This is a genomic window from Mesorhizobium sp. L103C131B0, from assembly GCF_000502275.1.
Taxonomy (GTDB): domain Bacteria; phylum Pseudomonadota; class Alphaproteobacteria; order Rhizobiales; family Rhizobiaceae; genus Mesorhizobium.
Genome location: NZ_AYXC01000016.1, coordinates 132,813 through 145,993 on the forward strand (window position 1 = coordinate 132,813; position 13,181 = coordinate 145,993).

The 13,181-nt window shown below is 58.1% G+C and carries 11 protein-coding genes; 2 read left to right on the forward strand and 9 right to left on the reverse strand.

The window, feature by feature from the left end; all coding sequences use genetic code 11:
- Window positions 1–17 precede the first annotated feature (17 nt).
- Entirely contained in the window at window positions 18–410 is a 393-nt protein-coding gene (locus tag X730_RS142215; RefSeq protein WP_023827073.1) for a hypothetical protein, read from the forward strand.
- Here the strand turns inward: X730_RS142215 and X730_RS142210 are convergent.
- Window positions 407–3,769: a hypothetical protein gene (locus tag X730_RS142210; RefSeq protein WP_023827074.1), complete on the reverse strand. Its 3,363-nt coding sequence runs from the start codon at window positions 3,767–3,769 to the stop codon at window positions 407–409. The genes X730_RS142215 and X730_RS142210 overlap by 4 nt on opposite strands.
- A gap of 127 nt (window positions 3,770–3,896) precedes the next feature.
- Window positions 3,897–5,117: a hypothetical protein gene (locus X730_RS142205; RefSeq protein WP_155922491.1), complete on the reverse strand. Its 1,221-nt coding sequence runs from the start codon at window positions 5,115–5,117 to the stop codon at window positions 3,897–3,899.
- Window positions 5,118–6,117: 1,000 nt separating this feature from the next.
- Between X730_RS142205 and X730_RS142200 the strand changes: the two genes are divergently transcribed.
- A complete protein-coding gene (locus X730_RS142200; protein WP_155922492.1) occupies window positions 6,118–7,239 on the forward strand; it encodes a hypothetical protein in 1,122 nt (373 codons plus the stop codon).
- Window positions 7,240–7,579: 340 nt separating this feature from the next.
- Here X730_RS142200 and X730_RS142195 read toward each other — a convergent pair whose 3' ends face one another.
- The 7 genes from X730_RS142195 to X730_RS142175 form a co-directional block, all read right to left on the reverse strand.
- Window positions 7,580–8,044 carry a hypothetical protein gene (locus X730_RS142195; RefSeq protein WP_023827078.1) on the reverse strand — a complete coding sequence of 155 codons (465 nt, stop codon included), beginning with the start codon at window positions 8,042–8,044 and terminating at the stop codon, window positions 7,580–7,582.
- Window positions 8,041–8,565 carry an HNH endonuclease gene (locus X730_RS06975; RefSeq protein WP_023827079.1) on the reverse strand — a complete coding sequence of 175 codons (525 nt, stop codon included), beginning with the start codon at window positions 8,563–8,565 and terminating at the stop codon, window positions 8,041–8,043. Before X730_RS06975 ends, X730_RS142195 begins: the two co-directional genes overlap by 4 nt.
- Window positions 8,565–8,777: a hypothetical protein gene (locus X730_RS142190; protein ID WP_023827080.1), complete on the reverse strand. Its 213-nt coding sequence runs from the start codon at window positions 8,775–8,777 to the stop codon at window positions 8,565–8,567. Before X730_RS142190 ends, X730_RS06975 begins: the two co-directional genes overlap by 1 nt.
- A gap of 9 nt (window positions 8,778–8,786) precedes the next feature.
- Entirely contained in the window at window positions 8,787–8,963 is a 177-nt protein-coding gene (locus tag X730_RS1000000166560; RefSeq protein WP_023827081.1) for a helix-turn-helix domain-containing protein, read from the reverse strand.
- Between the two features lie 121 nt (window positions 8,964–9,084).
- Window positions 9,085–9,543, reverse strand: a complete 459-nt coding sequence (locus tag X730_RS142185) for a hypothetical protein (RefSeq protein ID WP_023827082.1) — start codon at window positions 9,541–9,543, stop codon at window positions 9,085–9,087.
- Complete coding sequence (locus X730_RS142180; protein ID WP_348633129.1) at window positions 9,543–10,718, reverse strand: integrase arm-type DNA-binding domain-containing protein; 1,176 nt, start codon at window positions 10,716–10,718, stop codon at window positions 9,543–9,545. The genes X730_RS142185 and X730_RS142180 overlap by 1 nt, the downstream gene beginning before the upstream one ends.
- 284 nt (window positions 10,719–11,002) lie before the next feature.
- Complete coding sequence (locus X730_RS142175; RefSeq protein WP_023827084.1) at window positions 11,003–12,982, reverse strand: EAL domain-containing protein; 1,980 nt, start codon at window positions 12,980–12,982, stop codon at window positions 11,003–11,005.
- Window positions 12,983–13,181 lie beyond the last annotated feature (199 nt).

Sequence of the window (13,181 nt, forward strand, 5' to 3'; positions counted from 1 at the left end):
TGCTTTGAGGATTTGAATTGACACGCGAGCTGACTCTGTTTGTCGCTGTTATGGGCGCGACTGTCGCCGGGAGCCTCGTCGCTGCGGCAGTCATTGCGCAGGTTGTGGCCTGGTCAAAAACTCGGGACTGGCGAAAGCTTCTGGGGCCAGCCCTTATCGCAGTTTGGGTATTCGCCTCCCTGTACTTCGTGTTCTTCCCCGACGGCGGGGACGGCCGGACGGATCTGCTGACTTTCGGAGCAGCCGGGGTCATTGGGGCATTGTTGGCATCAAGAGCCATATTCGGGATAATCCGCTATTCTCGTCACGAGGCGGCGGGCACTGAGACCTATCGCGGCTCCCTTCGCGATCTCTGGATGCTCGTGCTTGCGTTCGTTCCGGTGTTGGGGACGCTCTATCTGTTGCATTAGAGCCCACCATCTGACGAAGGCGCTGCCAAGCTGATCGGCGACTTCATCGGGGGCTGGACGACAGGCGGGTGGAGAACGTCCGTCCCCGCTCTCGTTCCCCCGACGATCGCGGAATTGCGTAGCAGGGTCCGAACCCGCAAAAGGTTCTTGGCCACGCGTGCGTCCCTCATCGCCATGTGCTGCATTTGGGTCATGATTTGTCGGCCCACGGCGGGGTCGGTTGTCGTCAAAATCTTGGCCAGTTCCCTGGCGGTGGCTTCGTTCACCACCGTCGCGCGAGCCAGGGCCTTCTGGACAAGTGCACCAGCAGCCGCGAGTGGACGACCGGAAATGATGTGTCCAGCCACGCCTGCGTCGAAATTGCTTGCAAGGTCCGCCGCCTGGGCTGCGGTGGTCGAGTTGCCGCCAATCGCCATGTTGGTGCGGGTCTTCTGTCCTTCACGTTCCATAGCCGCTTGAAAATCCTTGAAGGACGCTTCAGTCGGGAAGGCCTCTTTGAGAACGGCGCGGTTCCTTGGCGAGGCAAAGATGCCCCTGACGACGTTGGCACCGTCCCTGGCCCTCTGTACGCGGTCTACAAGGGCTTTAGAGATACCAAGGCGCGCAAGCTGTTTGTCGCCTGCGCTCATGTCAGCCAGAGTGCGTCGTGCCAGCTCTGGATCGGCATCGAGCAGCTTACCGCCTTTGGTCACCGCATCGAGCGATTCTGACGCCGTCGAGTACACTTGCCGAGCCTTCGCATAGGCGGGGTTTGCCTGGTCGACTTCAGTGAGCATCTCGCGGCGAATGCCCGAAACAATGCGCCCTAGATTGGAGAGCTTTTCGCTGCCATTCGGCATCGTTTCGGTTTCGGATTGAACGATGTCATCGAGTGAGCGCTTCATCAGATCCCATTGCCGGGCGTCCGGTACACTCTGGATTGTGTAGCTTCCGTCATCGGCGATCTTCGCAAAGAACTGCTGGGACGGAATGCCCTCGGCCTCACCCATATCCCTTGCTCTGCGCAGCGCATCCTTCATGACTTTGCCGCGACCGAGAAGGCTTTCAAGCTTTGCCGTGAATGGGACGGGAGTCTTGTACGCCTGATCGTAGAGCGGCTTGGCCGCTGTCTGCCGCTGAGCAATGATGTCGTCAATGGTTGAGAAGTAGGTTGCCGGGTCGTCCAGGCCCTTCCTGACTGCTTCAGCCACGCGCTCGGGCTGGGCAAGCTGCCGGTCATAAACGGCGGTCTTGATCTTGTCTGCGCCCTCTCCGGGGATATTGGTTGCGGCTCTGCCAAGGCGCCGGGTATTCTCGCCGCCGACATCGATGAGCATGGTTGTGTCATCGCCTGCCGCCAGGGCGTCTGACATTTTGGCTCCGGCCTGATCAGGTGTCAGACTATCGCGCGCTAGTGCGCGCTGTGCCAGGCGCAAGGCGTTAGCTTCGGGTGCTACAACGCTGCGAATGGCATTTGCTGCCGGCCGCATCATGACATCGGCCAGAGTGTTATACACCTTCCCGGCTACGGCTGTTCCAGCGGGAATTGCCGCGCCGACCGTGCCGCCTGTCAGGGCACCGGAAAGGGTGTTTTTTGCCCTATCCTCGAAGCCTTCTCCCGAACCAAAGCCGTACAGGCCACCATATGTCGCGCCCAGCTTGGCTCCTTGGCCTATCCTGGCGAGAGCGTTTGGCGCCCGAGCCACCGCACCTTCCACCACATTAGCGGCCTTGGCTGCTGGAGCGAGCATCCCTACGGCAACGCCGCCGGCGAGTTGACCAGCACCGCGAGCTACCGGGTGCTGCTGTTCGTCCACGCGGTCCAGGGTGCGCTGAAGGTTTAGGTTGCCCTCGTAGTTACCTTCACGCCCTCCAACGCCAGTGGCGCTGCCCAGCTTTGCTGCGATTTCATCGGCAAGCCCGAAGGAGGCCGTGTCCGCCACGCCGCGCATACCAGCATCGATAGAGGCATTGTCGCGGGTCATCTGATCGACAGGAAGACCCAAGGCCTTCCCTGCAATGTAAAGGCGGTCCATAACCGATGGGGTGGTCCCCTCGATTGAACCGAAGGGCTGCCCCGGCTGCTTTGGAATGTTGGTCGGAGATGTGGAGCCGTCAGGATTCAGTTGCTCGACGTTGGTCGATTGGCGACCTGACATCGTGATGGCTGGCGCACTCTCGTCAACCGGGACCGCGCCGAACTGCGTCGGATCCAACGGCACCGCTCCAGCCGCAACCGGATCGAATGCGGGTTTCGCGCCTTGACCGCCGCCATAGAACTTGGCTTGGCTCTCGTGCAGCGATTCCGCATAGCGCGTGGCGTTGTCGGGGTTGTCGAAAATGCCTAGATGCTGGCCGGTCTTGTGGTAAAGGTCGATCGCCTCACCGTTCGACAGGATTTTGCCATCTGGCGAGACAGTCGGGATGAGGATTTCCGGACCGCCTTCGCGATCAGCGAACGACATCGAGCGGACAGTCGAAATCGTGCCGTCAGCATTCTTGACGATAGGGCGCTTGGACAAGTCGATGTTGCCCGGCGTCACCAGCCCCGGAAAGTCGCCAGTCGGGCCAGGTCCATTGCCGTCACCGGCAGCAATCGGAGGCGGTTCTGCTGCCTGTGGCGGCTCAAATGGGATTGGCGCACTGATCGGCGTCGGTTGGAAGCCGGGTTGCTGTGCTGCGACAGGCTGGACGAGGTTGTTCAGCGCGCCAACGGCAGGGGCTACATGCGCGTCGCCGGCAAATGCGGCCTGTGTAGCATCCGGAGCCGGAGAAGGCGCTGCTGCAGCCACAGATGGCGCGGCAGGAGCATCGAGAGATACGGCGCCCCAGGCTGTCGGGTCGAACGTTGACGCCACCGACCTGTTTTGCGGAGGATCGGCAAGGCTCTCAAGGCCCTTCGCCTTGTAGTTGTCCATGCCGAAAAGGGCGGCTTGACGATCGCTGAGTCCCTTCTCCCAAGACCCGCCGGCCATGCCGAGTTTATCCGAGCCGCCGAGATCGAAGTGCATGAGGTCCATTGCCCCATACTTTCCCTTGCCGCCCGAGAAATAGCCGCCCCAACGGAAATTCTTATCAAGGCTGGGGTACTTCTCCTGCTGGATTTTGCGGGCTTCCTGAGCCAGCTTTTCGTACTGAGAAAAACCCTCCGCGCTCTGATAGTTCGGAACGGGCTTCCCATCGGGGCCGATGATGCGGATATCGGTTGCCATGCCCTTGCCGTGAAAGCGAGGATCGCCCGGACGATAGCCGGAATACGCCTCGACCTTCACGCCAAGGCGGTTTGCAGCCTCACCCAGGATGTCGACAAGCGCCGGGTTTACGTGCTCGGCACCGCGCGCGACGAAATTCCCGGTCTGCGTGAGAAATTGGTCGCTCAATGCAACACCCTCGGCTTTTGGAATCTCTTGCCGCCAGACATGAAGATGGCTCCGGGCGGTAGGGCGTCATATTGCTCTTTGGACGAAACATCGGCCGAGCTTTTTGGGATCTTCACATGAACGGCCACTAAGCGGTCCTCCAGAACTGGACGCGGGTGTAAACTTCGGTGCCGTAGCTGGTCGCAATGCCGCCGTTTCCGCCACCATTGCGCTGCTCTATCCGGTATGTTTTGCCGGCAACAACCGGCGCCCCGCCGAAGCAGCTAGTGGTGTGCTCTTCCCCGCCCGCGTTTGAGTAGCCGCTTGAACTATATCCAACCGCCGCTGTGTCGGTGACGTTGAAAAGCCGCGACTGGAACAATTCCGATCCCTTTGCCGGGGTAGACCATTCGACCCAGCCCGAGACACTTGGCGTGAACTGGTTCGTTGACAGGGTAATCAGCGAGAAGACATCGCGGACCTTTGTGTTTAAGTCCCTCGTTCGAAATGCCCCGGCAGCCAAAAGCTGCGCGTCCGTGCCGGAAGCCTTTTGGTCTTCAAGAACAGCATCGGCGGCGCCGATTCGAACGCCGTTTTCGAAGACGCCAGTCGCGTTGAACGTCCCGGCTCCCTTATCGCCTCCACTTGCACCTTCCATGTAGGCGCCGCCGCGAATGTGCAGCCGATCGGCAAGCGTGCCAGCAAGGACCGTGCGAATGAGAAGCTCGCCGTCTTCCGTCGCGTTGACAGGATCGATCAGAACGGCCCGGATGGCAGCGTAGAGCGTCTTGGCGTCGGTGCTATCCTTGCCGTAGAAGGGGACTTCCCCGAGAACGTCTGCTGCGGCCGGAGACGCTGAATTGCGGTAGGCCTCGAAGCTTGGAGCTGCTGCGGCTCCATCGTCGGTCGAAACAGCCTGGAAAAACGCCCCAGTCGAGTTCTGGCTTACGGTGACCGGCCCGAGGAAATCGGCGCCGGAGAGTTTTGCAACCGACCCGTACATCTCCACCAGGGCATCTTGGACATTGGTCGAGGAAAATCCGATGCCTGAGCCATCGAAGCTGACGTTTGAGGCTGACACGTTGTCGGCCTGCCCTGTTGAGTAAACCGGATCACGGGTCGCGACGATCACATCGGCGGAGGTCTTGAGGACAACCTTGAACTTGGTCTCAGCAATGAAGCAGTTCGGGAACACGCCGGCAGCATCCGCAATCATCGGGTTGGCCTGTGGCGTCGTCAGCAGTTCATTGCTGAACAAGGACAACAGCGCTGTGGTGCCGGTCCCGTAAATATAAGCCTTGGCCCCTACCCGTGGATTTGCGCTGGCATCGAATGCTTGGAATAGCGGGGGAGTTAAAAACTGTGACATGGCTCAGACGGCCCCGCTCTTTCGGCCTATCCTGATCACTCCAACTCCAGACCGTCGCAAGAATTCGCTGAGCGAAAGCCCTTGCTGCTGGGCGAATTCTACAAGACGCCGCTTCTCCTCGTTCGCAACTCGAACGCGGATCATTCCGTCCTTCGCCTTCGAATTTTTCATAGGTGACGCGCCGTGTTGAATCTCGGCGGATTCTACCAGATGCGCGGCCTGTGTCTACAAATTTTCACTGTAGTATCAACGGCTTAACGGTGTCCCACGTAGTCCAGCACTGTACGGGGGCGTTTCAGGCTGTCTTTTTTCCTCTGGAAGGGCGGCATCAAGAAAGAAACAAAATTGCGCAACTTAGCTGGTCGGCGCATTAATCTGTCGCAACTCGGTGGCGAACCGAGCAGTGGGGAATGTACTCGCGTGCCGGATGTTACACCAATAGGTGAGACGCCTCAGAAATGCCGTGCTAAATTAGCTGCGCCTTGGGAGGGGCTATTGTCATGCGCAAAATCTTTGTGGTGCTTCTGCTGATCTCTGTGCCTTCAGTCGGGCAAGCTGCTTGCTTTGGCAGTGACGCATTCAAGACCTGCACCGATAGCAACGGAAATTCGTACAACGTGCAGCACTATGGGAATACGACCAACGTGACCGGCTACAATTCGAACACCGGCTCAACGTGGTCCCAGAACAGCACCTCATTCGGAGGGACCACGATAACAAACGGTACTGCTGCTGACGGAGACACCTGGAATATGCAGCAACAGAGGGTCGGGAACTCCACATTTTATTCTGGAACGGACTCTGACGGGAACGCCTTCGGTGGATCTTGCGGTCCATATGGCTGCAATTAGGCGCGGAGCGGTTCCCCCGAGCAGAGCGTCCCACCATGATCCTCGAAGGTGCTTCCCAAAGCGACGCGCTATCGTGACCGGTGACCAGGTACCCATCGGTCCCTGAAGGCAAGGCTTTCGACTCTTGTGAACCTGCGGGAGGCAAATTCGTGATTATTAAAGCCCTACTATTAGCCTCGTTTGTTGTAGCGGCATTCTCGGCACAATGTGCAGAGGTTAGATATGTCAACGACGGGAGAATAAAGATTTCCGGCCCTATCAAGGAGGGAGATCTTGAGAGATTAGAGCGTTTGAACCCTCCAATGGGAACCACAATTTCACTTCATAGCAATGGCGGGGATTTCCAGGTCGGGCTGGGACTAGCAGAATACTTTAGCAACAATATGCTTGAGACTGTCGTTGACGATGGCGAGCAATGTCTTTCCGCTTGCGCTATCGCCTTTCTTGGCGGAGCCAGCGCCGGTGACGAAGATGGACAGATTTCACCCGGTCGTTCAATTGGCGAGAGCTCGCGTCTCGGGTTCCACGCCCCATACATCAACGCACCAGAAGCACAATATTCCAAAAAGTTCGTTGAGGGAGCTTACGACCGAGCAGTCAAAACTGTTGTCAACGTGGCGCAATATGCGGACGTTTTCAAGCTCGACGCAGTAGTGATAACCGAGCTTATGCGTGCCGTCCGTGAACAACTCGAATATGTGGATACTGCTGGAGAGCTTGGCCGATACAAAATTGCGCTGCGTAAGGTCAAGATGCCCTCGGTCCTAACAAAGACAATGGCTGCCAGCTTTTGCGCCAATGGCTGGGATTGGACTCACAATGCTGCCAAAGACCCAAACTGGGCTAGCATGGATGCATTCTCCCAATCTATCGCGATCATGAACTCTTCTCATTGGAACGAGGAAGACGCGACCGTTTGGCTGTCATACGAGGATAAATGGGTAACGGCGGTCCCCATTTTAGAGGGGAACGAGGGGACATACGTTTACTGCCTAATTGAGCGCGGAAACCCAGATGAAGGTCGCTACGTTTCCTGTAACGGTTTTGTTCGCCTAGGCGACCTGGCCGAAGCTGTTGGTTGGGCAAAAGGGAATAACAGCACAGAGTATCCGTGCGAGATCCCTTTTGTCGTCGATCCCGAAGGGAAAAATGACAACTTCTCGGATCGGTATGCCTACGCTCTTGTGCCACCCTCGACTCCGATTGACCAGGTCCGCCCGAAGCTGGATCAACTGGTCGCAACCGAGCGACCAATTCCCGGGCCAAAGTAAGCAACGCGTGGTAGTCGTCGAAGCGTCTGGAGCCGGCGAGATGCACTGCCTTGCTTATCCACGCTGCAGCCCGGATGGTACAGAAATCCATGCGGCCTTTTGGAGCGTGAGAGGCTTTGTTCTCTGGGTGAGGGGCGCCAACGTTTCCCTCGTTGAGCCCCTCTTCTCTCCAAAGCCTCTTTGCAACGAAGAGGGAACCCGCCGTTTCTGATTTCGGTGGTCTCAGTAAAAGTCTTTTTAAAATTCTCGGTTCCAGTCTCTTCTCCGTCTCGTGTAACTGTCTCCGTCTCAGTCTCCTTATGTCGACAGCGTCTCGACACAGTGTCTTCACGGTGTGGGCTCATGAAGCCGCCCTCCTGTTCATATAGACTGAGGTGCCAAGCCTTGAGCCACTCAGCGTTTCCACCGTGCTGGGGATCAATGCCGGTTGAAGTTCGGCTTCGGCCACCTCTCGCACGGCGTCGCTTTCAATGTCGGCGACAACGCGTACGATCGACTTCTGATGGCTGGCGTTCATCGGCTTGTTGTGCACGAACCAGCCGATAACAAAATACTCGTCTGTGGAGGCGTCGAATGCGATTAGGCCGCCCTCGACGAGGTGACCACGCGCTGTTCGCATTTTGTCGGTTGGCCAAGCCAAGTCGGACGCCGCATATGCATCCGGCATTCTGAAGCAGCCGGCGCTAGTCTGATGCTCACTGGTCAGGATGTAGAGCAGGAGAAAGCGAGCATCGTCTGAAGGCAGGTGCCGAAACCTTTTCGACCGCCAAACTTTCGGGCTGATCTTTGAGAACTCGCGGCTCATTCTGCGGCCTCAAGAGGTTGGGCCGCGAACTCGCCGTAGTGCAGGAGTTCGGCGGCAGCCCGCACAGCAGCAGCTTCGTCAAAGGTTGGAAATGTCCCAAGCACCAAGTTCTGCAGATCGACACCAATGAACGCCTGCCATCGGCCGCTGGCGGTCCGCGTAACACCGATGCGACCGCTGCTGTTGCTCTTGCCCGGGCGGCGATTGCGAGCGTTCTGAAGGGGTGTCGCCTCGCGCAGATTCTTCCATCGGTTATCTGGGCGCATGCCATTTTTGTGGTCGACATGGTGCTTCGGCCATTTCCCAGTTTGCATCAGCCAGATGACGCGGTGCGCCTTGTACAGGCGATAGTCGATTTCAACCTGGGTGTAGCCCTCGCTGGTTCGCGTACCTGCGAGGGCGCCACTGAAAGTCCCGGGCCTTGCGACGCGCCAATTCAGCGCGCCAGTTTCAGGGTGGTAGATCAGAAGCGCTCTGGCGCGCTCAGCGGTGAGAGCAGGCAGATGTGGGCGGGCGACCATTAGCGCACCCCCAAACCTGCCAAGCGGCAGACTTCAAATGCGGTGGCTGGCGGCACCCGAAAGCGCGCTGCGACAACCGCGATGGCATACGATCCATCGTCAATTTCAATTGCCGTTTCGGAGTGGTTGGAGTAGAAAGATGCATCGACAGCATTCCTATCTACCGAGCCGCCGAGCCCTGCCAGGCCGGCGGCTTTGTTGTGTATGGTCATTGTCGCACCTCACGCCGCTGCCGGGAGGTTTTCGATGACGCGTTCGAGATCGGCGACGAGCAAAAGGGTGCGCTTGCCGTTTTTCCGGGGTGTGATTTTCCCGGCCTTGAACATCTTGTAGAGGCCGCTGCGGCTGATGCCGGAAATCTCTACGGCTTCATTGATGGTGACTGAGATTTTGGTCATGGAAGGGGATCCCCCTTGCTGGCTGACCGGCCAACACGCCACCTGTGCACGTGTGCATCAGGTCGTCCACCAATCTACGCATGGGAATAGCGCTGTCAGTTCTGCAAACAGATTGCCGTAATTAGAACTGCCGGGGCTTCCGCCTTCCCTCCTTTAAGCGCTGTTCATCTGCCTTGGCCTGGGCTGCCTTGCTTGTGTCTTCCTCGGCTAGTGCCCTGCGCCCTCGTGACACGGCTTTCTGATACGATTCGCGGGTAATAGCATTTGAAAGAAGTCCACTTTCCCGCATGGCTTCGACTGCTTGGCGGACCGTCCGCAAGTTTGGATGAGCGGCTAAGTGGGCCTGCACTTTCTGTGCGATTTCATTGTCGCCCAAGCCTAGAGGACGACCTATTTCCGGGGCTCGAAAGTCCAAAAAGACGGGGAAGCCTGCAAATTCCCGCTCTTTTTGGGCTAGTGACTTGCCGATAAGCTCCCAGATCGCCTCAGTTCGCTGATCTGAGGATATCCCCAAACGCTTGGCCAAGCGGTCCATGCGCAGCTTCAACTCAGCGAAGTGAGATTGAAACTCCTCAGCCATTATCCTCTCATCTTCACAACGTTGTCAGCCCTTGCGGCAGTCAGATAATCTTCCCATGCCTGCATCAGTTTCCGCCGCTTCTCAATTGCATCGGCTCTACGATATGCACGCTCGACTGCACTACCCACCTCGTGTGCAAGCGCAGCTTCTGCGACCTCCCGAGGGAACTGCGTCTTGTCACCGACCCAGTCGCGGAAGGAAGAGCGGAAACCGTGCACCGTGAACTCGTCCGCCTTCATTCGGCGAAGAAGCATATCCATTGCTGAGCTCGAAAGAGATTTCTCTTTCCCTTGCCCGGGGAAAACGTAGTCGGAGATTTTTGCCTCGTGCAGCCCTTTGACTAACGCAAGCGCTCGCTTGGACAAGGGAACGCGATGTTCCTTGCTGGCCTTCATACGCGCGGCCGGGACTGTCCAGATGCCGGCGGTGAAGTCAATCTCAGGCCATTTCGCGCCGTAGACCTCGCCGGACCTGGCCGTGGTCAAAATCAGGAACTCCAAAGCTCGCGCGGCCATTGCTTCTGCCGTTCGAAGGCGCCCGGTGAAGGCAGGCACTTGGTCATAGGGCATGGCCGGATGGTGCCCACGCGAAAGCTTCTTCCTGGCGGGCAGAACGTTCTTGAGGTGGCCGCGCCACAATGCAGGGTTCTCGCCTGATCGCCATCCTTTGGTCTTGGCGAAGTCTAGTACGCGCTCTATGCGCCCACGAAGCCGGGAGGCGGTTTCGGGCTTCTCGTTCCAAATCGGGGTCAACACCTCCAAAACCTCGCCCGTGCTTACCAGAGAGACCTTCTTCGGCCTGATGGGCGCGCAGTATACGAGAAGCGTCATTTTCCACTGCGCGCGATGTTTCTCATTGCGCCAGGACCCTTCCATCGAAGCCAAGAACTTGTCGCCGCATTCTCCGAACGTCGGCTCCTCCTCCTTGGCCTTCTCGGCGATTGGATCTCGCCCCTCTTCAACCGCCACCCGGCACTCAGCAGCCTTGGACCGGCCCTTGGCCAATGTGACGGCTGGATAGGCGCCCAACCCCATTTCGCGCCGCTTGCCGCCGGCCGGCGTCCACATGAAGAGCCACGACTTGGTGCCTGTGGGTGACACGTTGAGATACAGGCCTCCGCCGTCGCTGTGGCGACCAGGCTTAAGCTTGTCAGACTTGACCTTTACGTCGGTCAATTTTTGCAGCGTCCTCGCCACGTTCCCCACTTTCTTCCCCACTCCGAAGTGGGGATAGTACAGAACAACGGGGAACAATAAAAGACGAAAAGGTGCTGTAAGCCTTGAGTTTCAAGGCAGGGATGGGACGTAGGGGAACGGCGGAAGACGGTAGTTTGGCGGACTCCCTCTCCGCCACCCGGAACCGAATCTGGGCGTAGGAGTGTCGCCCGAAGCTACGAAGTAGCGTAGGGGGACCGGAACGAAGCAGGATGCCCTCCGAAGCTTCAGCGTAGAGGCTGCCGCTAGGCAACGAGGCCTTGCCTGATCTGGTTTACCTCTTCGATCGGCACGGGATGCCCGGTGAGGAAGCCCTGCATCAAATTTACCCCCAGGCGCTGCAGCAATATGTACTGCTCCTCCGTTTCGACGCCCTCGGCGAGCACGACATGGCCGAGATTGCGAAGCAGCCCGACCATGTCCCGCAACAGGCTCAAGCCACGAGACGTCTGGCAATCGTGGAGGAAGCTGCGATCAATCTTGACCACGTCGAATTTGAAGCGGCGGAGCCATGTCAAGCCGGCAAATCCCGTTCCGAAGTCGTCCAGCCAGATCTGAACGCCGAGTTTTCGCAACCGCTCCACGTTTCTTACCGCTTGCGCCTCCAGAAAGATGTCACTGCCTTCGGTGATTTCGATGGCCAGTTTCTGGGGCGCAAGGCCGTGCCTGCCAAGAATCTCGGTGATCCGGAGTGAAAAGTTAGGAGCCTTGAGCTGAAGAACGGAGACGTTCACCGTCACGACCGAGCCCAATCCGTATTCCGCCATGTCACCGCAGGCTCGATCGATCAGCCACGTACCCAGTTCCACGATCGCTCCGGTCTGCTCGGCAACGGGTATGAATACGGACGGACTGATCATGGTGCCGTCGAAGTCGCATACCCGCATCAGACTCTCGTGGCCCAGCACGCGTCCCGACGCCAGCTCGCGAATTGGCTGGTAGGCGACAGAAACGAGCTGGTTGGAAACTGCCACCTTCAGCAGTTCTGAAAGATTTTCGCCGGAGCGATCCTGGCTGGTGGCATGCGGGTCGTAAATCGTGAACGTAGCCCGACCGGCAAACTTGGACGCGTAGAGCGCGCGGTCAGCTTCCTGCAGCAGGATTCTAAGCTCTATGCTCTGATCGGCGCGCGTCAACGACGCCCCGGCACTGATCGTTACGATGTTGAGCTTGTCGCCCCGATCAGGGTGGTAGATATCCAAATCCTCTACAGCGCGACAGAATTTCTTCGTTATCTCATGAAGGTGAGCCCGCCCGGTGACCTTGCAGAGAATGACGAATTCTTCTCCGCCATAGCGGGCCGCGATGGCGTTGTTGGCAGCCGCCATCTCGGAGAGGACATGGGCGAGTTTGATCAGGCAATCGTCGCCGGCCTGATGACCAAGTCCGTCATTGAACCTTTTGAAGTAGTCGACGTCGATCAGAATGAGCCCTATCTCGTCGTCGTCCGCGGCCCAGTCTTCGCGCAGCTCCGAGAATTCTCGAATGATCGCCCTGCGGTTCTTCATTCCCGTGAGCGGATCGGTGTCGGCGATTTCGGTTAGCTTCTGCCCCTTCTTGATAGCAGCCTGCTCCTGGAACTGCGCCCGAAGCGCGTGCAGGAAGGTCTGGTACCGCTCCAGGCTCAGCCGCCAGGAAAGATAAAGCGACAAGACGAGGCAGTTCACGAAATAGGCCGACAGCACGATGCGGCCGGCGATGTCGGCCTGAAGGGAGAACATCGCGGCGTACACAAAGCTTGCGGCGACCGTCGCGGAGGCAAGGGCTGAAAGCCAAAAACGGAAGTTGAAGAACAGATTCGCACCCAGGATGAACACTGTGCCAAAAACCATGAAATGGGAGAGGGCATCCTGATGCTCTGTTCCAACAGCGTAGACGAGCCACCCAAGGGCACCGGAGACAATCGCCAGCGCTGCTACAAGGTGCAAGGTGGCAAGGGCAAAGCCCCGTCGGGCGACAAATTCGACAAGCGCCAAGGAAGTGACCCCTAGCGTAACGCGCGTCAAAACAAGCCGGCCGGCGACATCCGGAAAGAGAAACCAATCGAAAAGGCCATAGGCCACATAGCTGAATACAGCAGCCGCAATACCCCATCGCACAAGGCTGCGATTCTCATCGGCATCCTTCTGCAGGAACAGTGTCAGGAGTTCCGGATCGGCGGAATGCCACCGCGGACGTCCAATCGCTGCCGCCACCTTCTGGGCAACGTCCTCGCTCAGTTGCATCGCAACGCTCCTCCGCGATCTGCAGTAGCGAATGCAACAGCCGACGTCGCCTGCGGTCGGGGAATGAAGACGTCCCTGTCCGCAAGAAAAGTCAGATGTCGCTAACCGAGGGTAAACGGGCGGTTCGGATTTAGCCAGTTTGCAGGATTGATGGCTGTTCCGTTGATTAAAATTTTACTAAAATTTTATTAAAATTGTT

Excerpts from the sequence above, each read along its gene's own strand:
- X730_RS1000000166560 (WP_023827081.1), bottom strand. The coding sequence starts at position 8,963 with ATGACCAAAATCTCAGTCACCATCAATGAAGCCGTAGAGATTTCCGGC.
- X730_RS142175 (WP_023827084.1), bottom strand. The coding sequence starts at position 12,982 with ATGCAACTGAGCGAGGACGTTGCCCAGAAGGTGGCGGCAGCGATTGGA.
- X730_RS142190 (WP_023827080.1), bottom strand. The coding sequence starts at position 8,777 with ATGACCATACACAACAAAGCCGCCGGCCTGGCAGGGCTCGGCGGCTCG.
- X730_RS142205 (WP_155922491.1), bottom strand. The coding sequence starts at position 5,117 with ATGTCACAGTTTTTAACTCCCCCGCTATTCCAAGCATTCGATGCCAGC.
- X730_RS142185 (WP_023827082.1), bottom strand. The coding sequence starts at position 9,543 with ATGGCTGAGGAGTTTCAATCTCACTTCGCTGAGTTGAAGCTGCGCATG.
- X730_RS06975 (WP_023827079.1), bottom strand. The coding sequence starts at position 8,565 with ATGGTCGCCCGCCCACATCTGCCTGCTCTCACCGCTGAGCGCGCCAGA.
- X730_RS142195 (WP_023827078.1), bottom strand. The coding sequence starts at position 8,044 with ATGAGCCGCGAGTTCTCAAAGATCAGCCCGAAAGTTTGGCGGTCGAAA.